This is a genomic window from Sorangium sp. So ce1504, from assembly GCF_051521635.1.
GTDB lineage: Bacteria > Myxococcota_A > Polyangia > Polyangiales > Polyangiaceae > Sorangium > Sorangium cellulosum_B.
In genome coordinates, this window is the sequence record NZ_CP150365.1 from 6,276,425 (window position 1) to 6,295,624 (window position 19,200).

General features: G+C 72.5%; 15 protein-coding genes and 1 tRNA gene. 11 read left to right on the forward strand and 5 right to left on the reverse strand.

Annotated elements, in window-relative coordinates:
* Positions 1 to 2: 2 nt before the first annotated feature.
* From WMF39_RS23475 to WMF39_RS23485, 3 genes are all read right to left on the reverse strand, one after another.
* On the reverse strand, positions 3 to 1,073 hold the full coding sequence (locus WMF39_RS23475; RefSeq protein WP_437747690.1) for a DUF4190 domain-containing protein: 1,071 nt from the start codon (positions 1,071 to 1,073) through the stop codon (positions 3 to 5).
* A 66-nt stretch (positions 1,074 to 1,139) separates the two neighbouring features.
* Complete coding sequence (locus WMF39_RS23480; RefSeq protein WP_437747691.1) at positions 1,140 to 2,318, reverse strand: hypothetical protein; 1,179 nt, start codon at positions 2,316 to 2,318, stop codon at positions 1,140 to 1,142.
* Positions 2,319 to 2,518: 200 nt separating this feature from the next.
* Positions 2,519 to 2,605 (reverse strand) — tRNA-Leu (locus WMF39_RS23485).
* A 307-nt stretch (positions 2,606 to 2,912) separates the two neighbouring features.
* Between WMF39_RS23485 and WMF39_RS23490 the strand changes: the two genes are divergently transcribed.
* The 9 genes from WMF39_RS23490 (at position 2,913) to WMF39_RS23530 (ending at position 11,588) form a co-directional block, all read left to right on the forward strand.
* A complete protein-coding gene (locus WMF39_RS23490) occupies positions 2,913 to 4,244 on the forward strand; it encodes a dihydroorotase (protein WP_437747692.1) in 1,332 nt (443 codons plus the stop codon).
* Complete coding sequence (gene rimO, locus WMF39_RS23495) at positions 4,241 to 5,707, forward strand: 30S ribosomal protein S12 methylthiotransferase RimO (RefSeq protein ID WP_437747693.1); 1,467 nt, start codon at positions 4,241 to 4,243, stop codon at positions 5,705 to 5,707. The genes WMF39_RS23490 and rimO overlap by 4 nt, the downstream gene beginning before the upstream one ends.
* Before the next feature lie 109 nt (positions 5,708 to 5,816).
* Positions 5,817 to 6,209, forward strand: coding sequence for a hypothetical protein (locus WMF39_RS23500; protein WP_437748017.1), 393 nt, complete (start codon positions 5,817 to 5,819; stop codon positions 6,207 to 6,209).
* A 145-nt stretch (positions 6,210 to 6,354) separates the two neighbouring features.
* Positions 6,355 to 7,836, forward strand: coding sequence for a sigma-54-dependent transcriptional regulator (locus WMF39_RS23505; RefSeq protein WP_437748018.1), 1,482 nt, complete (start codon positions 6,355 to 6,357; stop codon positions 7,834 to 7,836).
* A gap of 163 nt (positions 7,837 to 7,999) precedes the next feature.
* A complete protein-coding gene (locus WMF39_RS23510; protein WP_437747694.1) occupies positions 8,000 to 8,578 on the forward strand; it encodes a type IV pilin protein in 579 nt (192 codons plus the stop codon).
* A gap of 149 nt (positions 8,579 to 8,727) precedes the next feature.
* Complete coding sequence (locus WMF39_RS23515) at positions 8,728 to 9,345, forward strand: type IV pilin protein (RefSeq protein WP_437747695.1); 618 nt, start codon at positions 8,728 to 8,730, stop codon at positions 9,343 to 9,345.
* 78 nt (positions 9,346 to 9,423) lie between these two features.
* Positions 9,424 to 10,035: a type IV pilin protein gene (locus tag WMF39_RS23520; RefSeq protein ID WP_437747696.1), complete on the forward strand. Its 612-nt coding sequence runs from the start codon at positions 9,424 to 9,426 to the stop codon at positions 10,033 to 10,035.
* 60 nt (positions 10,036 to 10,095) lie between these two features.
* Entirely contained in the window at positions 10,096 to 10,593 is a 498-nt protein-coding gene (locus tag WMF39_RS23525) for a hypothetical protein (protein ID WP_437747697.1), read from the forward strand.
* A complete protein-coding gene (locus WMF39_RS23530; RefSeq protein WP_437747698.1) occupies positions 10,593 to 11,588 on the forward strand; it encodes a hypothetical protein in 996 nt (331 codons plus the stop codon). Before WMF39_RS23525 ends, WMF39_RS23530 begins: the two co-directional genes overlap by 1 nt.
* A 53-nt stretch (positions 11,589 to 11,641) precedes the next feature.
* Here WMF39_RS23530 and WMF39_RS23535 read toward each other — a convergent pair whose 3' ends face one another.
* Positions 11,642 to 14,014 carry a PEGA domain-containing protein gene (locus WMF39_RS23535; protein WP_437747699.1) on the reverse strand — a complete coding sequence of 791 codons (2,373 nt, stop codon included), beginning with the start codon at positions 14,012 to 14,014 and terminating at the stop codon, positions 11,642 to 11,644.
* A 320-nt stretch (positions 14,015 to 14,334) separates the two neighbouring features.
* Positions 14,335 to 17,160: a hypothetical protein gene (locus WMF39_RS23540; protein ID WP_437747700.1), complete on the reverse strand. Its 2,826-nt coding sequence runs from the start codon at positions 17,158 to 17,160 to the stop codon at positions 14,335 to 14,337.
* Positions 17,161 to 17,320: 160 nt separating this feature from the next.
* On the opposite strand from WMF39_RS23540, the gene gatC reads away from it, so the two are divergent.
* Both gatC and gatA read left to right on the forward strand, forming a co-directional pair.
* Positions 17,321 to 17,632 carry an Asp-tRNA(Asn)/Glu-tRNA(Gln) amidotransferase subunit GatC gene (gene gatC / locus WMF39_RS23545; protein WP_012236913.1) on the forward strand — a complete coding sequence of 104 codons (312 nt, stop codon included), beginning with the start codon at positions 17,321 to 17,323 and terminating at the stop codon, positions 17,630 to 17,632.
* 5 nt (positions 17,633 to 17,637) lie between these two features.
* Positions 17,638 to 19,191 (forward strand): Asp-tRNA(Asn)/Glu-tRNA(Gln) amidotransferase subunit GatA, encoded by a 1,554-nt coding sequence (gene gatA, locus WMF39_RS23550; protein ID WP_437747701.1) that lies wholly within the window; start codon positions 17,638 to 17,640, stop codon positions 19,189 to 19,191.
* The last annotated feature ends 9 nt before the right edge of the window (positions 19,192 to 19,200 follow it).

Below are 19,200 nucleotides of genomic sequence, written 5' to 3' on the forward strand. Positions count from 1 at the left end.
GCTCAGAGGCGCATGCCCGAGCCGGGCAGCGGGTTCCACGGCTGCCGGCGGGTCGTGTACTGGCCCCGCACGAACGCCCCCAGCACGGGCGCGATGTTGCGCGCGATGTCGTCGTCCCACTCGCCGCCGTTGATCCCGTCCTGCGGGGAAAGATCCGGCGAGAGCAGGAAGAAGCCCGGATACAGCCGCCGCGGCACCTTGATCTGATCGAGATCTTCCTTGAAGAGATCGATGTCCACGCGCACGAGCCGCACGCTCCGGAGGGCCGTCTGCATCAGCGGATCGCCGAGCGAGCGGTCGACCCCGCGGCACGGCTCGCAGGGATCGCTCGTCGTCATCACGAGGACCTTCTCGCCCTGGGCATATGCCTCCGCGCGCTGCTTGGCGAGCTCCTCGCTGAGCACGGACACGTCGACGCCGATATCGACGATGGAGACCCCGCCGATGCGCCGGTGGGTCGTGTGCTGAGGGACGCTGCCGCTCGGCTGCACCGCCGGAGGAGGCGCCTCCGGCAGCGGCATCGACGGCGACGCCGTGCTCGCCGGCTCCGGCGAGGCCTCCCCCTCCGGGAGGGCGGAGGCCGTCTCTCCGCTGTGATGGGTGCTCCACATCCACACGCCGAAGCCGATCGCGGAGCTCCAGCAGAGCGTGAGCAGGACGCCGAGCGCGAGCCCGACGCTGGCGAGCGCGTACCCCCTGCGCACGGCCGGGGCCTGCTCGATCTCGCGGCGAGCCGCCCAGCCGAAGGCGATCGCGGCGATCGCCCCGAGCGGCCCGAACAGCGCCGCGACGAGCGAGCTCACGGCCAGCGTGGAGAGCTGCGGTCGCTCCGGCGGAGGCGTGAGGTAGGGATCCTGGATGATCAGCCGCGCCGCCTGCGCGCGGCTCGGCTGCGCTGCTGCCGGCGCGAGCGCGACGCGCCCGCGGGCCGCGACCGTGTCGCAGGGCGGCACTCCGGCAGGCGGCTCGCTTTCGCAGGGCAGGGCGCCCATCTGCACGTCCCTGAGCGCTGCAGGCGGCTCGTTCGCATCGCGGTTCGGCGGTGGCTGAGTCGGGCCGAATGCGTGGCTCACGCTCTTCATCCTAGCGCCGGAGGCCGTGTTACGCCCGCCGCACGGGCCCTCTCGTGGCGTGAGCGCTCAGGGGATGCAGGTGCGCTCGAGCACACGCAAGACTGCGCGCTTCGTGCTCACACCGGTGCTCATGGGCTCCGTCCATGCGACGCCCACCCGCTCACCGGCGAGCGCCACGCTGGGAGAATCCTTTACGGGAAACACCCCATCCGACACCCGGATCCCTCGAGCAGAGGGCGCTCCGTCGGCGGCCAGCTTCACGAGGAGGGCTTGCCCCTCCACCTTGCCATCGTGGCCGACCCACGCCACGAGGGCCCCGTCGCCGCTCGGCGCGAGCGCGCGCCACTTGCCCTTGCCAACGACCCGGGGCGCCCCGCGCGGCCGCGCCTCGGGGTCCAGCGCGCGGGCGATCAAGGTGGCTCCCTCGCTCCAGACCAGCAACGCTCCGGCGCTGCCCGTGGCCACAAGGCCGAGCCGCTGATCCCTGTCCGGTGTCTCCTGAGCGGCGCCAGCCGGTCGGTCGCCGCCCTGTCGCTTCGCAACGACGTGGGCATTCCCTTCCCTGCCCGCGGCGTCGAACCGCGATGCCCGGATGCTCCCGTCCTCCTCGTCCTGCCAGGCGACGAGGTAGCCACCGGACGCGTCGGCAGCGACCGTCGGCCAGCGCGGCTTCTTGGCGCTTCGCGTGACCCCGACCGCCTTGAGCTGCGGCTGCGCAGGGTCCACCGGCGCGAACTGGAACACCCCCAGGCGCTGGCGGTCCGGTCCGAAGGGCGCCGCTGCTACCAGGGCGCCACCTGGAGCGGGCGCGAGGGCGACATCGTCGCTGACCTCCCTCCCGATCGCGCCGACGCGCTGGATCTCGACCGGCGGGTTCGTCTCCCAGCGAGGCCGCGCGTACGCGAGCCCCTCCGCGTCGAACCACGTGACCGCCCATTCGTCTCCCGCGGAGAAGATCCGGAGCCCTGCGTCTCGCGTGCTCGAGATCGCCCTCGCGCGAGCGACCTGCCGGGCCTCGCCATCGAAGCCGGCGAACGCGATCTGCGCGTCCCCTCCCTTGAGGTCCACGAGCCACACGGCCCCGAACGAGCCGTCGGCGCGACCGGCGATCCCCATCCCCTCGCGCAGGATGTAGGTCGCGATATCACCCGACTTCGCCTTGCACCCTTCGAGGGAGCCGATGGGCACGAACTCCTGGACGCCGGTCCCGCGCGGCAGCTCGGGCTCGGCCGGCGCAGTGGCCACGGCGGGCTCGGTCGGGGCGCTCGATGCAGCGGCGGCCGCGAGGACCGCGCCCGAGGCGCTCGGACCAGGGGCTGCACTCGCGGCTCCTCCCGCCGAGGGGGAGGAGCGGCGATCACAGGAACTGCTGGAGACGGCGAGCAGGGACAGAGCCACGACTTTGGCAAGAGTCGTGGCTAGTGAAGCAGGATAAGAAGAGCGCTTGGTGCGAAGCAGAGGACTTGAACCTCCACGGGAGTTACCCCACTGGAACCTGAATCCAGCGCGTCTGCCAATTCCGCCAGCTTCGCGAGCGGGGACGGCATCACTACCTCACCCCCTCGCGTTCCGTCAAGCGCTGTGTCACGCCCCGAGCGTTTTTCTTCCGTCGACTGTTCCGTCCGTTGCGTCCGTTACGCCTGTTGCATCCGTCACGTCCGTCACGTCCATCACCTCCGTTGCGCCCGTCGCGTTCCCGTCCTTCGCCTCGCCCGGGTCTCCTGGTTTCCTTCAGCTGCCAGCTGACCCCGGCGCGCGGCCTCCTTGCCGGGTTGGTTGCCCCGCTGACGCTGCACCGGTGCACGGCGAGCAGCGCCTGTGCTAGGGGAGCGCGCTCCCATGGCGGCCATCGGCTCACCTCCTCCCCTCCTTCTCTTCGTCGGCGTGCGCGCCGTCGACCCGACCCAACAGCTCGACGACGTGATCGACGTCGTCGTGGAAGACGGCGTCATCACCCGGGCGGGACGCGGCGCAGCGACCGACGAGCTGCGCCGCGCCGACCGGGCCGAGATCATCCAGGGCGATGGGCTCCTGCTCCTCCCCGCGTTCGTCGATCTCCACGCCCACCTCCGCGAGCCCGGGCAGGAGTACAAGGAAGACATCGCCTCCGGGCTGGCCGCCGCGGCGGCCGGCGGCTTCGCCCACGTGTGCGCGATGCCGAACACGCGGCCCGTCAACGACACCCGCTCCATCACCGAGGCCATGATCGCGCGAGCCCGCGCGATCGGGGGGCCCGCGCTCCACCCCATCGGCGCGATCACGATGGGCCAGAAGGGCACGGAGCTCACCGAGATGGCCGATCTCAAGGACGCCGGCGCCGTGGCGGTCTCCGACGACGGCCGCTGCGTGACGTCGAGCTCCGTCATGCGCCGCGCGCTCGAGTACGCGAAGACCTTCGATCTCACGATCATCCAGCACGCCGAGGACCACGCGCTCACCGACGGGGCGCAGATGCACGAGGGGGCGATCTCGACGCGGCTCGGTCTCCGGGGCTGGCCGCGCGTGGCCGAGGACATCATCGTCGCGCGCGACGTGCTGCTCGCCGAGGCCACCGGCGCGCGCTACCACGTCGCGCATATCTCGTCGCTCGGGGCGGTCCGCATCCTCCGCGAGGCGAAGGCCCGCGGCATCGCCGTGACCGCCGAGGTGACGCCGCACCACCTGACGCTCACCGACGCCGCCGTGCTCGGCTACGACACGGCGTGCAAGGTCAACCCGCCCCTTCGTGAGCAAGCGGACGTCGACGCGCTCCGCGAGGCGCTCGCGGACGGCACCATCGACGCCGTCGCGACCGACCACGCGCCCCACTCCACGCTCGAGAAGGACTGCGAGTTCGCCGAGGCGTCGCCCGGCCTCATCGGCCTCGAGCTCGTCGTCCCGGTCCTGCTCGATCTCGTCCGGCAGGGCGCCCTCCCCCTCGGGCGGCTCGTCGACGCCCTCACCCGCGCCCCCGCCCGCATCGCGCGGCTCGAGGCGCCCACGATCAAGGCCGGCGCCCGCGCCGAGCTCTGCCTCGTGGATCCGAACCTGAGCTTCGTGCTCGAGCCGGCGCGCCTCCGCTCGAAGAGCAAGAACACGCCGTTCCTCGGCCGGCAGCTCACGGGCCGCGTCAAGATGACGCTCGCCTCGGGGCGGGTCGTCTTCGTCGACGGCGAGGGAGCGGCGACATGAGCTCGCGCAAGGTCCATTTCGTCAGCCTCGGGTGCCCCAAGAACCGCGTCGACTCCGAGGTGATGCTCGGCGTCGCCCGCGCGGCCGGCTACGCGCACGTCGACGACGCCGCCGAGGCCGAGGTGATCGTCGTCAACACCTGCGGCTTCATCGGCGAGGCGAAGAAGGAGTCGATCGACGCCATCTTCGAGATGGCGCAGCACAAGGAGCACGGCAGCTGCAAGCGCCTGGTCGTGGCCGGCTGCCTGTCGCAGCGCCACCCCGAGGAGCTCGCCCGCGAGATGCCCGAGGTCGATCACTTCCTCGGGTCGAGCGACATGCTCAAGCTCGGCCGGGTGCTCGCGGGCGACGCGGAGCGGATGCTCGTCGGCAACCCCGCCGAGTGGCTGATCCAGGCGGGTGATCCGCGCACCCTCTCGACCCCCGGCGGCAGCGCTTACGTCAAGATCGCCGAGGGCTGCAACCGCACCTGCTCGTTCTGCGTGATCCCGGACCTGCGCGGCGCGCAGCGCTCTCGGCCCATCCCGGACGTGGTGCGCGAGGTGGAGCAGCTCGCGGCGGCGGGCGTCCGCGAGATCAACCTCATCTCGCAGGACACGATCGCCTACGGCCGCGACGCGGCGGGCCGCGCCGAGGACGGCGCGCGCGCGACGCTCGCGCAGCTCGTCGAGCGGGTCGCCGACGTGCCCGGCGTGCGCTGGGTGCGGCTGTTCTACCTGTACCCCGAGACGATGACCGACGACCTCGTCGAGCTGCTCGCCGGCCACCCGCGGGTCGTGCCCTACGTCGACATGCCGCTCCAGCACGCCGCCGACGCGATGCTGCGGCGGATGCGGCGCGGCCACGGCGGCGATCGCCTCCGCCGGGTCGTCTCCACGCTGCGCGAGCGCGTCCCCGACCTCACGTTCCGCACCGCGTTCATCGTCGGTCACCCCGGCGAGACCGACGCCGAGTTCGAGGAGCTCTGCGACTTCGTGCGCTGGGCCGAGTTCGAGCGCGTCGGCGTGTTCCGCTACTCCGACGAGGAGGCGAGCCGCAGCTACGAGCTCGAGGGCAAGGTCCCCGCGCGCACGGCCGCGAGCCGCTACCGCCGCCTCATGACGCTGCAGCGCCGCATCGCGCACAAGAAGAGCGCCGCCATGATCGGCCGCGAGCTCGAGGTGCTCGTCGAGGGGACGAGCGACGAGCACGAGTACGTGCTCATGGGCCGCCACGCCGGTCAGGCGCCCGAGATCGACGGACAGGTCTACCTCTCCGGCGGCGAGGTCCGCCCCGGCGAGATGTGCCGCGTCCGGATCACGCAGGCGAGCGACTACGATCTCGTCGGCGAGCTGCTCGACGACGAGGAGAGCGGGCGCGGCGCCGGGCTCCCCCCGGCCGCGGCTCTCGGCGCCGTCACGGCGAAGCGGCGCGTCGCCCTGCGCGTGCTGCAAACCGATGGACGCGAGCGCCAACAGAATTGACGGTCCGGCGATCGGGTCGCGGCGCGATCGCTGAAAATCCCGCTGCATCAGCGCGCTCCGCGGCGGAGGGGGCGCGGCACACGGTGTGCTATGACGCCGTGCCGTGCCGATGCTCCGCCGCGCTGCGCTTCACCTCGCCGTCGCCCTCGCGATCTCGCTGCTCACCGGTGCGGCGTGCCTGAGCCCGACGCTGCCGCTCCCCCCGCCCGAGCCAGCCGACACGATGCGGCCCGCCGCAGACCGCGAGGGGGTGTGGCAGATCGCGGGCAACTGCAGCCCTGGCGCGCGCGTCAGCCTCTTCAACGAGCGGACGCAGCGGGGCGTGATCGAGGACGACACCGACGGGAACGGCCGTTACCTCCTCGAGATCGAGGCCCAGCTCTGCGACACCCTGCTCGTGTGGCAGGAGCTGGAGGGCAACGGAGGCGAGGAGAGCGAGGCGCAATCGTTTGTCGTCGAGGAGCGCACACCGCTCGGCGTCGTGAACGACGCCTGCCCCTGAGCGCGCGACGAAGCCCCATGCGCCGAAGTGGGATAGCGACGACGCGGTGACGTGACGACACGGTGACGTGACGACGACGCGGCGCGCCGCGCCCGATGGCCGCTCTCGACGCGTGAGCGGAGCATCGTGATAGGGTGTTGGCGTGATGGCGTCGATCCCGCCGAGCATCCCGCAGAACGCCACCCGGGTGCTGGTCGTCGATGACGAGCCGGGCCTCCGCCAGGTGCTCCACATTGCCTTCCACCGCCAGGGCTACGAGGTCGTGGTCGCGCCCGGAGCGCGCGCCGCCATCGAGGCCATCCGCCAGAACCCGCAGCCGTTCCCGCTCGTCCTCACCGACCTCGTGATGCCCGACGGCTCGGGGATCGAGGTGCTCACGGCCGCGAAGGCGCGGAGCAGCGCGACCGAGGTGATCGTGATGACCGCGCACTCGACGGTGGAGAGCGCGCTCGACGCGATGCGCCACGGCGCGTACGACTTCGTGACCAAGCCGTTCTCGCCCGCTGAGCTCACCGCGCTCGCGGCGAAGGCGCTCGAGAAGAGCTCGATCGTCGCGGAGAACCAGCGCCTGCGCGCGCAGCTCGAGCGGCTCGATCTCCCGTCGCGCGAGCCGCTCGGCACGAGCGCCGCGATGCAGCGGATCTCCGAGCTGATCGCCAAGATCGCGCCGACGCGCACCACCGTGCTGCTCACGGGTGAGAGCGGGACCGGCAAGGAGCGGGTCGCCCGCGCGATCCACGACCAGAGCGATCGCGCGGCCAGGCCGTTCATGGTCGTCAACTGCGGGGCGCTCCCGGAGGCGCTCATGGAGAGCGAGCTGTTCGGCCACGAGAAGGGCTCGTTCACGGGCGCCGGAGCGCGCTCGATGGGCCTGTTCCGGGAGGCGGACGGCGGGACGCTGCTCCTCGACGAGATCGGGGAGCTGCCGGCCGCGCTTCAGGTGAAGCTCCTCCGCGTGCTCCAGGAGCGGAAGGTCCGCCCGGTCGGCGCCGCCGCGGAGATCTCGGTGGACGTCCGGGTCCTGGCCGCGACCAACCGCGACGTGGAGGCCGAGGTCCGCCAGGGCCGGTTCCGGCAGGATCTCTATTATCGGCTGAACGTCATCCGCATCGAGCTGCCGCCGCTGCGCGAGCGCCCCGGGGACATCTCGCGGCTCGCCGAGCGCTTCCTGCGCCGCTTCGCCGCCGAGCTCGGCAAGGACGTCCGCGGCCTGACGACGGACGCGGTGCGCGCGCTCGACGCCTACGGCTTCCCGGGCAATGTGCGCGAGCTCGAGAACATGATGGAGCGCGCGGTGGCGCTCGCCGGAGGGCCCACGATCGGCCTCGGCGACCTCCCGAGCGCCGTCGCCGGCCTCAGCGCGAGCCCGGCGCCGCTGCTCGCGCAGCTCCCGCCCGAGGGGTGCGCGCTCGACGAGGTGATCGGCGAGCTCGAGCGCCGGCTCATCCTCCAGGCGCTCGAGCGCACCGGCGGCGTCCGCAAGGCGGCCGCGAAGCTGCTCGGCGTCTCGTTCCGGTCGCTGCGCTACCGCCTCGCCAAGCACGCCCTTGCCGCCGATGGGGAGGGCGACGACGACCCGGAGGGAGGATCCCGACGAGAATCGTCACCGCCGGGCGCCCTGCAGTGACGGTTTTCGTCACCGCCGCAAAAGAACACAACCCCACACCTCCGGCACCCTGCCCTCGTCACCTCAAGGAAAACCGAGGCAACTCATGAGCTTCTCGCGCAACTCGAAGACGACGCCGCGCCGCGCTCTCCTTGGCACGTCACATGCTGGAGCGTCAGGGCGCATGCGGAGCAGGCGGCGACAGCGAAGCGCGGCGAGCCGAGCGTTCACGCTCGTCGAGCTCCTCGTCGTCGTCGCGATGGTGGGTGTCCTCGCGGCGATCGCCCTCGTGGGCTACCGCAGGTACATGAACGCGGCGGGCATCGCCGAGCCGAAGGCGGTCATTCAAGGCATCCGCGGTGCGCAGGAGTCCTACAAGGCCGAGATGCTCGTGTACCTCGACGTCTCGACCACGCTCGAATCATGGTATCCTGCAGGGACTCTCAACGATCGGAAACGCGGGTGGGGCGGCGCGGGTGACGGCCAAGCCAACTGGCGTCTGCTCAACGTTTCGACGGACGGCGCGGTCCGCTTCGGGTATGCGACGAAGGCCGGTGTCGGCAACGCCTTCACGGTGACGCCGAACGCGGGCTTCACCTGGGCGGGAATCCCCGGGAACCCGCTGGCGAATGCGAACTATCTGCCCAATGGGCCCTGGTATGTCGTCCAGGCGGCCGGCGATCGGGACGGGGATGGAACGCTGGCATTGCTCCTGACGGCATCCACGATGGCCGAGATCTACTGGGAGAACGACGCGGAGTAGAGGACGGTTCACCTCGGCGCGGCGCGGAGAGCGCCTGTCCGTGGGAGAGGTTTTCGCGCTGCGGGCCGGCCGAGCCCGCACCAGGCGACATCATGGTCAGTCTCGGCAAAGCATCCAATTAAAGAAAGCATCACGGAGGATCGACACTCATGCGTGCAATCAAGCGATATGACAGGAGAGGCTTCACGCTCGTCGAGCTCATGATCGTCGTTGCCATCATCGGCGTCCTCGCCGCGCTGGCGATCTACGGCGTGCGCCGGTACCTCGCGACCGCGAAGACCTCGGAGGCCAAGAACACGGTCGGCGCGATCACCCGCGGCGCCGCCGCCGCCTACGAGCGGGAGACCGCCGCCTCGCAGATCCTGGCCGGCGGTGGCACCTCGGCAGCCGCGAGCCACGAGCTCTGCGACTCGGCGAACGCGCCGGTTCCGGCGGCCATCCCACAGGGCACGAAGTACCAGCCGAACTCGGCCGCGGGAACCGACTTCAACGACGGCACCGCGACCCTGGGCTGGCCGTGCCTCAAGTTCACGGTATCGCAGCCGATCTACTATCAGTATCACTATCTCCGGGGTGCGAACAACACCCACGCCGCCCTCACGGGCGCGCCCGCGGTCGGCGCCGGGCTGACCGGCTTCGAGGCGAGCGCCATCGGCGACATCGACGGCGACGGCACCGCGTTCAGCGGCTTCGCCCGCGGCGGTACCATCACCAACGGCGAGCTGGCGCTGGCCACGCAGGTCTTCATCAACAACGAGTTCGAATGAGACCTCCCGGCTGCCCGGCTCACATGACCCGGGCAGCCCCGGTCCATCGGCGTCGTCTGCGAGCGGAGAGGGCGTGTTATGTCGAGCACGACAGCGGTCCGTGGACGAGCCTTCACCCTCATCGAGGTCATGATCGTTGTCGCGATCGCCGGCGTGCTCGCCGCGCTGGCGATCGTCGGCGTGCGCAGCTACCTCGTCACGGCGAAGACGGCTGAAGCGAAGCAGACCGTCGGCGCCATCACCCGCACCGCGATCGCCCAGTACGAGCGCGAGCGCGACGTCTCGCAGATCCTGGCGGCCACGGGCGTCGCCTCGGCGAACACGCACCTCCTCTGCACCTCGGCGACGCCGGTCCCTCTCCTCTTCGCGTCCGTCGAGGGGAAGAAGTACCAGCCGGACGATGCGCCGGGCGTCGACTTCAACTCGGGCTCGACGCTCGAGGGCTGGCAGTGCCTCGGCTTCTCGATCAGCCAGCCCATCTACTTCCAGTACTCGTACCAGGTCGGCGGAAGCTACGTCAGCCAGGGCCTGCTTGGCGCTCCCATTCCCGGACCGGACGGATTCGAGGTGGGCGCGGTCGGGGACCTGAAGGGCGACGGGCAGAGGTACACGATCGCCCGCACCGGGGAGGTGCGCGACGGCGAGATCGCGACCAGCACCGAGATCTACACGAACATCGACTCCTACTGATGCGAACCGTGCCTCCCTCGCGCTTGTTCGATCGTGGAGGGGTGAGGTAGAGAGGAGCCCATGACCTGGCGCTCCTGGAGCGCGCTGGAGCTCAGCGCGGCCTTCGCGGTCGGCGGCAGCGTCCTCGCCATCGCCGTTCCCGCGTTCTTCCGAAACCTCAGCGCTTCCAAGCTGAGCGAGCCCATTGAGGGGCTCGACCGGCTGGTGACGAGCGCGGTCGTCTACGCCGAGTCGCGGCCGCAGGAGATCAGCTTCCCGCCGGCCGCCCCGCTGACCCCGGCGCAGGTGCCGCGCGGCGTGCGCGCCGTCGATCCGCCGGAGTCGTGGGAGCACCTCACCTGGCGGTCGCTCGATTTCCGCTTCGAGGGGCCCCACGCGTTCTCCTTCCAGTTCACGAGCGAGGCCGACGCGTCGAAGGCCATGCGCTTCACCGCGACCGCGCACGGCGACCTCGACGGCGACGGCGTGCTGTCCACGTTCGAGGTGCGCGGCGAGCGGATCCCCGGAGAGCCGGCCCGCGTGCTGCCGGGCATGTTCGTGGATCGCGAGGTGGAATGATGGGGGACCGTCCCGCGCCCGGAGCGGGGCCTCCTCCGCCTCCTCCGGCAGCCCGCCCGCTCCTCGCCCGCCTCGCAGGCGCGCGCGAGGCGCTCGTCGCCGTCGCGCTCTCCGCCGTCGCCGCCGTCGCCATCGGGAGCGTGCGCGCGCCGGCCGCGGACCTGGAGCAGCGGGTCGCCGAGACCTCCGACGTGTACGTGCTGCCGCCGACGGATGAGGTGGTCCGCCTGTCGCTCGGCTACCGCGCCGCGCTGGCCGATCTGCTCTGGTCGCACGTGCTCGTCTCGCAGGGCCTGCACACCATGGAGCGGCGCCGGTTCGAGAACCTCACCCTGCTGCTCGACGCCATCAACGCGCTCGACCCGACGTTCCGCGAGCCCTACCTGTTCGCGGACGCGCTCATCACGTTCCAGATGAGCGAGACGCCGCGCCACGAGATCATCAAGGCGCGTGAGATCATGGAGCGTGGAGTCCAGAACCGCCCCCACGACGGCGAGATCTGGCTCGCGCTCGGCCAGTTCGTCGCCTTCATCGCGCCGGCCACGTACCTGACCGATCCCGAGGAGAAGGCGCAGTGGCGCCTCGATGGGGCCCAGATGCTCGCGCGCGCCGCGGAGCTCGGCGGCGGCGACGCGAACATCAGCTGGCAGGCGCTCGGCGGCGCGGGCATCCTGGGGCGCGCCGGCGAGCGAGAGGCGCAGATCCGGTTCCTCCAGCGCACGCTCGCCGTCACCGACGACGAGGAGCTCAAGCAGAAGATCCGCGCGCAGCTCGACAAGCTCCTCGACGCACGCGACGCAGAGAAGTACCGCCGACGCCTCGACGGGTTCCGCGATCTCTGGCGGCGCGATCTGCCGTTCGTCAGCAACACCGCGATCCTCGTGCTGGGCCCCCCGCGCGACCCGGCGTACTGCGCCGGCGGCGCGCACGCGGACGAGCCGCGCTGCGCGACCACCTGGCGCGCCTGGGCAGAGCGGGTCGACGGCGAGCGGTGAGCTGCCTCGGGCCCTGAAGCGGCGCGCGCCAGGCATCCCTGGCGGCTAGGTGTTCATTCGAACTTGACGGCCGCGGTCTTGGTCTCGCCTGCCTTCACCGTGACGGTGACCGACTTCTTCCCGAGATCCGGATGGATGAACATCACCGTGTGCGACCCCGCGGAGACACTGACGCCCACCTTGGGCGTGCTCCCCAGCGGCCGCCCGTCGAGGACCACCTTCGAGACCGGGATCGAGTTGATGTTCAGCGTCGCACCGCCAGCAGCGGCCGCGGGCTCCGGCGCTTCCGCCGGCGCTTCCGCCTTCGGCGCGGCGGCCACGGGCTCCGACCTCGGTGCGGCCGGCTCCGGAGCAGGCGCGGGCGCGGCGGCGGCCGGCTCGGACTTGCGCGCCTCGTCGAGCGCGATCCGGATCGTCTTCTCGGCCTGCCCGTCCTCGAACGAGATCGCCTGAGAGAAGTCCTGGTGCCCCTTCTTCGTCGCCACGATCTTCCAGCGCTCGGACGCGGTGACATCCACCTTGACCGGCGGCTTCTTCCAGGCCGAATCGGGAAGCTTCTTCTCCGTGCCCTTGGCGCTCACCAGCTTGACCGAGGCGCCCGACGTGGCGAGCTCCAGCGTCACCTGCCCCTTCAGCACCTTGAGCGCGACCGCGCCGAGGTCCTTCATCTGGCCCTGGCCGACGTCCACCGTCTGCTCCAGAGGCTCGAAGCGCTCGCCGCCGTCGAAGCGGATCTTGTGCTCCCCCGGCGGCACGCTGACCTCGACGGGGAGCGCGCCCTTCTCCTCGCCGTCGATGAAGACCTTCACGCCGGGCGCGCCCGACGCCTTCACGCCGGTCGTGGTCGACGCGCTGGTGGAAGACCGCTCGGCGCCGGCCGCGTCGAGCGTGATCACGACGACCTTCTCCTTGCCGCCCTCGACGATCTCGACGGCGTCGCGCGGCGGGAAGTCGGGGGCGAGGATCTTGACCACCTTGGAGCCGGGCTCGAGATCGCGCACGACGCAAGGCACGGTGTCGCAGCGCTTCTGGCCGTCGAGGAAGATCTCGGCCCGGTCGACGGCGCCGCCGCCCGGGGTCTTCAGGTCGATCGTGAGCGCGCCCTTCTTCGGCACCAGCATGACCACCGCCAGGATGAGCACGGCGACCAGCGCGAGCCCGCCGAGGAGCACGCCCACCTTGCCGGCGCCCTGCTGCACCACGTGGCGCGGGCGGATCTCCGTCGGCTCGTCCTTGCGCGACAGCGCGCGGAGCCCGAGGTCCGGCGGCATCGCCGGCGCGGGCGGGGCGCTCGGGATCGGCGGCGGCGCCGGGACGGGGGTGCGCACCCGCGAGGCCGACGCCGCGCCGCCAGAGCTCGCGACCAGCGCCGCGGTCGCCTTCGGGATCGCCGGCGAGCCCGCCGCCGGCAGCGCGCTCGAGCGCCCTGGATTGTAGTCGTTCCCCTGCTTGTCGTAGACGTGGGTCGACTCCTCGTCGTCGTCCCAGTTCATGTCGACCGCGGTGCCCTTGACCGAGCGAGGCTTCGCGTCGTCACCCGCCTTCAGCGGCGGCTTCACCGACGGCAGGCGCACCGGCGGAGGGACCACCGGAGGCAGCGAGCCCGAGGCCCCGCTGACCGGCGCCGGCGGCAGCGGGCTCTTCGACGGCAGGGCCGGGGCGCTGATCGCGGGCAGGGACGGCTGGCGCGACCGAGGCGGCACCACGGGCGGCAGGGAGCCCGACTTGACCGAAGGAGGCATCGGCGGCGGGAGCGACCCCGGGCTCGTCCCCTTCGCCGACAGGGGCGGCGGAAACGACGCCAGACCGGTCCCCTTCTGCGTCACGGCCGGCGGCGGGAGCGACGGCGGCGGGAGCGACGGCGGCGGGAGCGACACCGGACCGGTCCCCTTCAACGGCACGGGCGGCGGAAGCGACCCCGGGCTCGTCCCCTTCGACGGCACGGGCGGCGGAAGCGACCCCGGGCTCGTCCCCTTCGACGGCACGGGCGGCGGGAGCGACGACGGGCCGGCCCCCTTCTGCGTCACGGGCGGCGGAAGCGGAGACGGCACGCCGCTGGGGAGCGTCGCCGCATGGTTCGGCGGCGGCGGCACCGCCGCGCCGACGAGGGTGCGCGACCGCGCAGGCGGCGAGGGAGGTACGAGGGCGGTGCTCGTCGCGGGCGACTTCTTCTTCGCGAGCCCCTCGAATACGTCCAGATCGCTGCCGCCCTTGTTGTCCGCCATGTTCGAGAACTCCTCAGGATATGCGGCGCCGTTCACCGCGGCGTCCCGGAAACGGAAACGAAAACGGAAACGATCGCGCATGCTCCGCGCGACGAGCGTGAGCTCGATGTACAAGCGCTCGTCGCGGGCGAGCTCGGAGCGCGCTAGAATACCCTGATCCGCTGCAGCGTACCGCTGGTCCGGTGACTTCGCGAGCGCCATCGGGAGGATCTCGGCGGCAGCGAGGCGCCGCGCGCGCCGCGATCTCGCGCGGATCCAGCGCTCCACCACCGGCGATGCGGCGCGCGACGTCCGCGGCGCGCGCGACGTCGGCTGCGCTCCGCAATGCGACGCTGCGCGCGATCCACCACCCGCACATCGCGCGCGCGCCCCCGCCCGGCGAGCCCACGCAGATCCGCGCCGAGATGTCGCAAGCTCCGAAGGATCGCAATCGATGCACCGGCCGACGTGTATTAGTCCGTCGGGCCGCCAGCGCACAAGCGCCTACTGCACGTCAGGGAAGGGCCAAGGCGCCGTCACGCTCAGTGATCGCCGCCTGCCGTTTCCTCTTTCTTCGGCTTTTTGAAGTACCGAACGCGCTTCTGCTGCAGCGGGTACCAGACGCTGTGCGGAACGATCGGTGTGGATTCGAACATCCGGCCAGCGCCAGGCGCCTCGGCGCGCGTGAGCCGGACGGCGCGCGGGCCTGACGGCGGATGGACGGCGGCGCCGGAGAGATCGGTATCGCCGCCGAGGGCCACCGAGAGCGGCCGGGGCAGGTAGAGCCGCGAGGAGCAGCCGAGCCCCGCCAGGAAATCCTGGAGCAGCTTGGCGTCGCGCGGGTCGGCGGGCGCCGGAGGCGGCGCCGATGCGTCCGGCGCCAGCGCGGCGTCCGGGGCGCTGGACGGCCCGGCCGCGGCCCGCTCGACGTAGATCAGCATCCCATCCTCGTCGTTGACGCCCAGCGCGGCCACGGCCCTCGCGCTGCCGAGCGCCCCCGTCGCGATCCGGACCGCGCCGCGCACAGGGGAGGCCGGCGAGGCGGAGAAGGACCCGGCCGAGTGCCAGATGCTCGACCCCTCGCCCTGCCCCGCGCCGGGCGTCGCGGCGCCGTCGCTGAAGAGCGCCACGGTCGCTCCCGCCCCGGCCGGCGGGGACGCCCCGGGCTCGCCCAGCGGCGCGGCCGTGACGGTCCGCGGGTCCACCTTGAGCACCCGCAGCCGGACATCGGGCCGCGCGGGATCGGGGCGGATCTCGGTGATCGCGAGCGCATAGGGGAAGCCGTGCTGCGGGAGCCCCTGGGTGCGCCAGGCGCCCTCCCCCGCCTCGGCCGGCGCCGCGCGGGGTGCCAAGGGGGGCCCCGGCAACAGGTGCCGCAGCGTCATGTAGAAGAAATCGCGCGCCTCCCGCCGGATATAGCGGGGGAAGTTCATCAGGCCCATGCCGCGGATGAGCCGGCGGCCGCGGAACCGGTAGCCCGAGAGCCCCGAGACATCGCCCTCGGTCTCCCATTCCCCCTGGAGCGGGCGCCCCAGCGGCGGCAGCTCGCCGGTCGGCGCCACACGATAGAACTCGAGCCCGCTGTGGCCCGCGTTCATGTCGAGCGCGATCCCGTAGGAGCAGCGGGCCTGGATCATCGCCTGGGCCAGGGCCTCCGGGCTCACGTCGGCGCCATAGAAATAGGCGACGAAGCGCTCCCGGGTCAGGCAGATGCCGGTCCTGACCGTGTGCGTCTTGTCGGCCCACCCGGGCGGCGTGCCTCCCCACCACGTCCGGCCGAAGGGATTCCATTTCTCGTCCTCGACCATGACCGTCATGTTCTGGCGGAACGACAGCATCCATTCGGGGACGTTCTCGTCCTCCGACCAGCTCCCGAAGACGGTGCTGCCGTCGCGCCGGACGGCCACCGTCGCGGCGTAGGGCTTCGGCGGCAGGTACATCACCCCGTCGGCCATCATGCCGAACTCGCCGTGCATCGCCTGGAAGCCGGCGTTCGACGCGGCGACCACGCGCTTCATGACCTCGGGCGTGCGCGGGATGAGCCCCGGCCCGGCCTCGCCCGTCGCGCCCTTGGGCTCCACCGTGCCCGCCATCATGTGGAGCTCCACCTGGCGCGGGTCCCAGAGCGCGATGTAGACGCGCGTCGCCTTGCGCGAGCGGTCCGTCCGGAGGAACGTGGTCATGAACGCCGGCGGGAGCCCGTCGAGCTGGCGCACGAAGGCGCCGCCCCCCTGGGGGTTCCACTGCCCCTCGCCCGGCAGCGGCGGCGTCACCCAGGGCTCGAGCGGCGCCGGCGGCCAGCCGATCTCGGGATCGATCGGGATCTGGCGGACGGGCGGATCCAGCTCGCTCTGGCCGAGGTCCGCGGCGATGTCCTCCGCGCCGGTGTCGCCCGTCACCGCCTCCTTGTTGCGGAGGACGAAATCCAGCGCCGTGAACGCCACGGCCTTGACCGTCTGCATCGCGGCGTCGCCGATCACGAGGCGCACCCGGTCGACCGCCCAGGTGACGAGGTTCCCCGGCCGCGCGACCTCGGACGCCTCGGCGCGGATCCACGCGGGCAGCGCCGCGTCGTCCACGCCGCGCGCCGGCAGACGGGCCTCGCGGCCGCCCGCGCGGACGACGACCGCGCTGTCGTCCTCCAGCGCGACGGCGACGTCGCCCGCGTCCGGGGCGCGGCGGCTCCGCGGCTCCTCGGCGCGCGGCTCCTCGGCGCGCGGCTCTTCGGCGCCCGGCTCCTCGGGGTGCGGCTCCTCGGCGCCGTTCTCCTCGCTCCGGGCGAGGTCGATCGCGAAGGTCCGCCGGCCGATCCCGCGCAGCCGGCCTGTCGCCTGCCAGCTCGTGACGGCGTGCTGGAGCCGCTCGACGAGGGACCAGTCCGCGCCGCCCGAGAGCCCTTGCCCGTCCAGCTCGAGCACGTGCACCGTGGGCGACGCGGCCTCGATCAGCGGGCGCGAGACGTAGGCGAGGGCCTCGCCGCGGAGCACGGGCTTCGACTCGTCCGCGCCGCTCGTCTCGGTGAGGTTGTGGATCGCCGAGACGTCGAGCAGGACGCCCTCCGGCGAGAGCCTCGCGTCGACGAGGTACAGGTCGGTGGGCTCCCCGCGCTCGCCGCCGGCGCGCACGCCGCGCGCGACCGCGCGCGCATCGACGCCGAACGGGCGGAGGCCGCCGCGCGGCGGATCCACCCACACCACCTCGCCGGCCGCCGCGGCGATGCCCCGCGCCGCGAGCTCCGCGGCGAGCGCGGTCGAGCGGTCGCGAGCGCCTCCGCCGACGTCGGGCGACATCGCTACGGCCGCGGACGCGCAGAGGACGAGGATGCCGATGCGCTGGCGGCGCAGGGAGGGCGTTTTCGGGGACTGCATTCGCGGACAACGCGCGGAGGGGCGGGGCTCTTGCCCGGGCGGTCGAGGACGACCGGACGCGCGCGCGGCAGCCGTTATCATCGTTTTTGTACCGCGGCCAGGTTCGGGGGCGCGCGGCGCTAGCGTCCGCCGAACCGGCGGTGCTACATCGGGCGCGCCCATGTCGAACGCTGACTCGCCCCCTCTCCGCCGCGACGAGGCGCTGACGATAGCGCGCCTCGCTCACCTCGACCTCTCCGCCGAGGAAATCGAGCGCCTCACCGGTGATCTCGGCAACATCCTCAGCTACGTCCGGCAGCTCGAGGAGCTCGACGTCTCGGCGGTGCCGCCGACGGCGCACGTGCAGATCGAGCGGCTGCCGCTCCGCGCCGACGAGGAGGCGCCGAGCCTGCCGCGCGAGGTGGCCCTGCGGGAGGCGCCGCGGGTCGAGGACGACGGGTTCGCCGTTCCGGCGTTCGTGGACGAGGGGTGACGCCGATGGACACAGCGATCCTCGATCGATCCATCCCGGAGCTCGCGGCGCTCGTGCAGCGCGGCGAGGTGAGCGCCGAGGAGGTGGCCAGGGCCGCGCTCTCGCGCATCGAGCAGCGCGACGGCGCGCTGGGCGCCTTCCTCACCGTGCAGGGGGAGCAGGCCGTCGCGGCGGCGCGCGCGCTCGACGCGCGGCGCGCGCGGGGCGAGGCGCTCGGCCCGCTCGCCGGCGTGCCGATCGGCCTCAAGGACGCGCTCTGCACCGAGGGCGCCCCGACGACCGCCGGCTCGAAGATCCTCACGCGGGCGGCGGCGGGCGGGGACGGCGCGTCGAAGACGCCCGACCCGGCGCGCGGGTTCCGCCCGCAGTTCGACGCGACGGTCGTCGCCCGCCTGCGCGAGGCCGGCGCGATCCTGCCGGGCAAGTGCAACATGGACGAGTTCGCGATGGGCTCGTCGAACGAGAACAGCGCCTTCGGCCCGGTGAAGAACCCGTGGGACCCGTCGCGCATCCCCGGCGGCTCGTCCGGCGGCAGCGCGGTCGCGGTGGCGTCGGGGATGACGCCCGGCTCGCTCGGGTCGGACACGGGGGGCTCCATCCGCCAGCCGGCGAGCCTCACCGGCGTCGTCGGCATCAAGCCGACGTACGGCCGCGTCTCTCGCTACGGCCTCATCGCGTTCGCCTCGAGCCTCGACCAGATCGGGCCGTTCGCGCAGGACGTGAAGGGCGCGGCGCGCCTGCTCGAGGTGATCTCGGGCCGCGATCCGCGCGACGCGACGAGCCTCGACGCCCCGGTAGGCGCCTGCGAGGCCGCGTGCGGCCGCGACGTCGCGGGGCTGCGCATCGGGGTGCCCGAGGAGTACTTCGCGAAGGGCATCGACGCGCGGGTCGAGGCGAAGGTGCGGGAGGCCATCGAGGGACTGCGCGGCCTCGGCTGCGAGATCAAGCCCGTGCGCCTGCCGCACACGCGGTACGCCGTGGCGGCCTACTACATCGTCGCGACGGCGGAGGCGTCGTCCAACCTGGCGCGCTTCGACGGCGTGCGCTTCGGGCTGCGCGTCGAGGGCGACCGCGGCGGGAAGGCGGACCTCCAGGGCCTCTACGGCCGGACGCGCGGCGAGGGGTTCGGCCGGGAGGTGAAGCGCCGGATCCTGCTCGGCACGTACGTGCTGTCCGCGGGCTACTACGACGCGTATTACCTGCGCGCGCAGAAGGTGAGGACGCTGATCCGGCGCGATTTCGACGAGGCCTTCCGCGAGGTGGACCTCATCGCGGCGCCGGTCTCGCCGACGGTCGCGTTCCGGCTGGGAGAGCGGGTGGACGATCCGCTGTCGATGTACCTGGCCGACGTCTACACGCTGCCCGCCAGCATGGCCGGGCTGCCCGCGATCAGCGTCCCGTGCGCGACAGCGCAGGCGCCGGACGGCGGGCCTCCGCTGCCCGTCGGCCTGCAGCTCATCGGCCCTGCGCTGGAGGAGGCGCGGCTCTGCCAGGCGGCCTACGCGTGGGAGCAGATCTCGCCGGTGCGCGGGCTGCGCGCGCGCGTGTCGAACGCGTGACGAGCGGAG

What these genes read in the sequence shown, in the direction of transcription:
- WMF39_RS23490 (WP_437747692.1), top strand. Translation starts at nt 2,913, where the DNA reads ATGGCGGCCATCGGCTCACCTCCTCCCCTCCTTCTCTTCGTCGGCGTG.
- rimO (WP_437747693.1), top strand. Translation starts at nt 4,241, where the DNA reads ATGAGCTCGCGCAAGGTCCATTTCGTCAGCCTCGGGTGCCCCAAGAAC.
- WMF39_RS23500 (WP_437748017.1), top strand. Translation starts at nt 5,817, where the DNA reads ATGCTCCGCCGCGCTGCGCTTCACCTCGCCGTCGCCCTCGCGATCTCG.
- WMF39_RS23505 (WP_437748018.1), top strand. Translation starts at nt 6,355, where the DNA reads ATGGCGTCGATCCCGCCGAGCATCCCGCAGAACGCCACCCGGGTGCTG.
- WMF39_RS23510 (WP_437747694.1), top strand. Translation starts at nt 8,000, where the DNA reads ATGCGGAGCAGGCGGCGACAGCGAAGCGCGGCGAGCCGAGCGTTCACG.
- WMF39_RS23515 (WP_437747695.1), top strand. Translation starts at nt 8,728, where the DNA reads ATGCGTGCAATCAAGCGATATGACAGGAGAGGCTTCACGCTCGTCGAG.
- WMF39_RS23520 (WP_437747696.1), top strand. Translation starts at nt 9,424, where the DNA reads ATGTCGAGCACGACAGCGGTCCGTGGACGAGCCTTCACCCTCATCGAG.
- WMF39_RS23525 (WP_437747697.1), top strand. Translation starts at nt 10,096, where the DNA reads ATGACCTGGCGCTCCTGGAGCGCGCTGGAGCTCAGCGCGGCCTTCGCG.
- WMF39_RS23530 (WP_437747698.1), top strand. Translation starts at nt 10,593, where the DNA reads ATGGGGGACCGTCCCGCGCCCGGAGCGGGGCCTCCTCCGCCTCCTCCG.
- WMF39_RS23535 (WP_437747699.1), bottom strand. Translation starts at nt 14,014, where the DNA reads ATGGCGCTCGCGAAGTCACCGGACCAGCGGTACGCTGCAGCGGATCAG.
- WMF39_RS23540 (WP_437747700.1), bottom strand. Translation starts at nt 17,160, where the DNA reads ATGCAGTCCCCGAAAACGCCCTCCCTGCGCCGCCAGCGCATCGGCATC.
- gatC (WP_012236913.1), top strand. Translation starts at nt 17,321, where the DNA reads ATGTCGAACGCTGACTCGCCCCCTCTCCGCCGCGACGAGGCGCTGACG.
- gatA (WP_437747701.1), top strand. Translation starts at nt 17,638, where the DNA reads ATGGACACAGCGATCCTCGATCGATCCATCCCGGAGCTCGCGGCGCTC.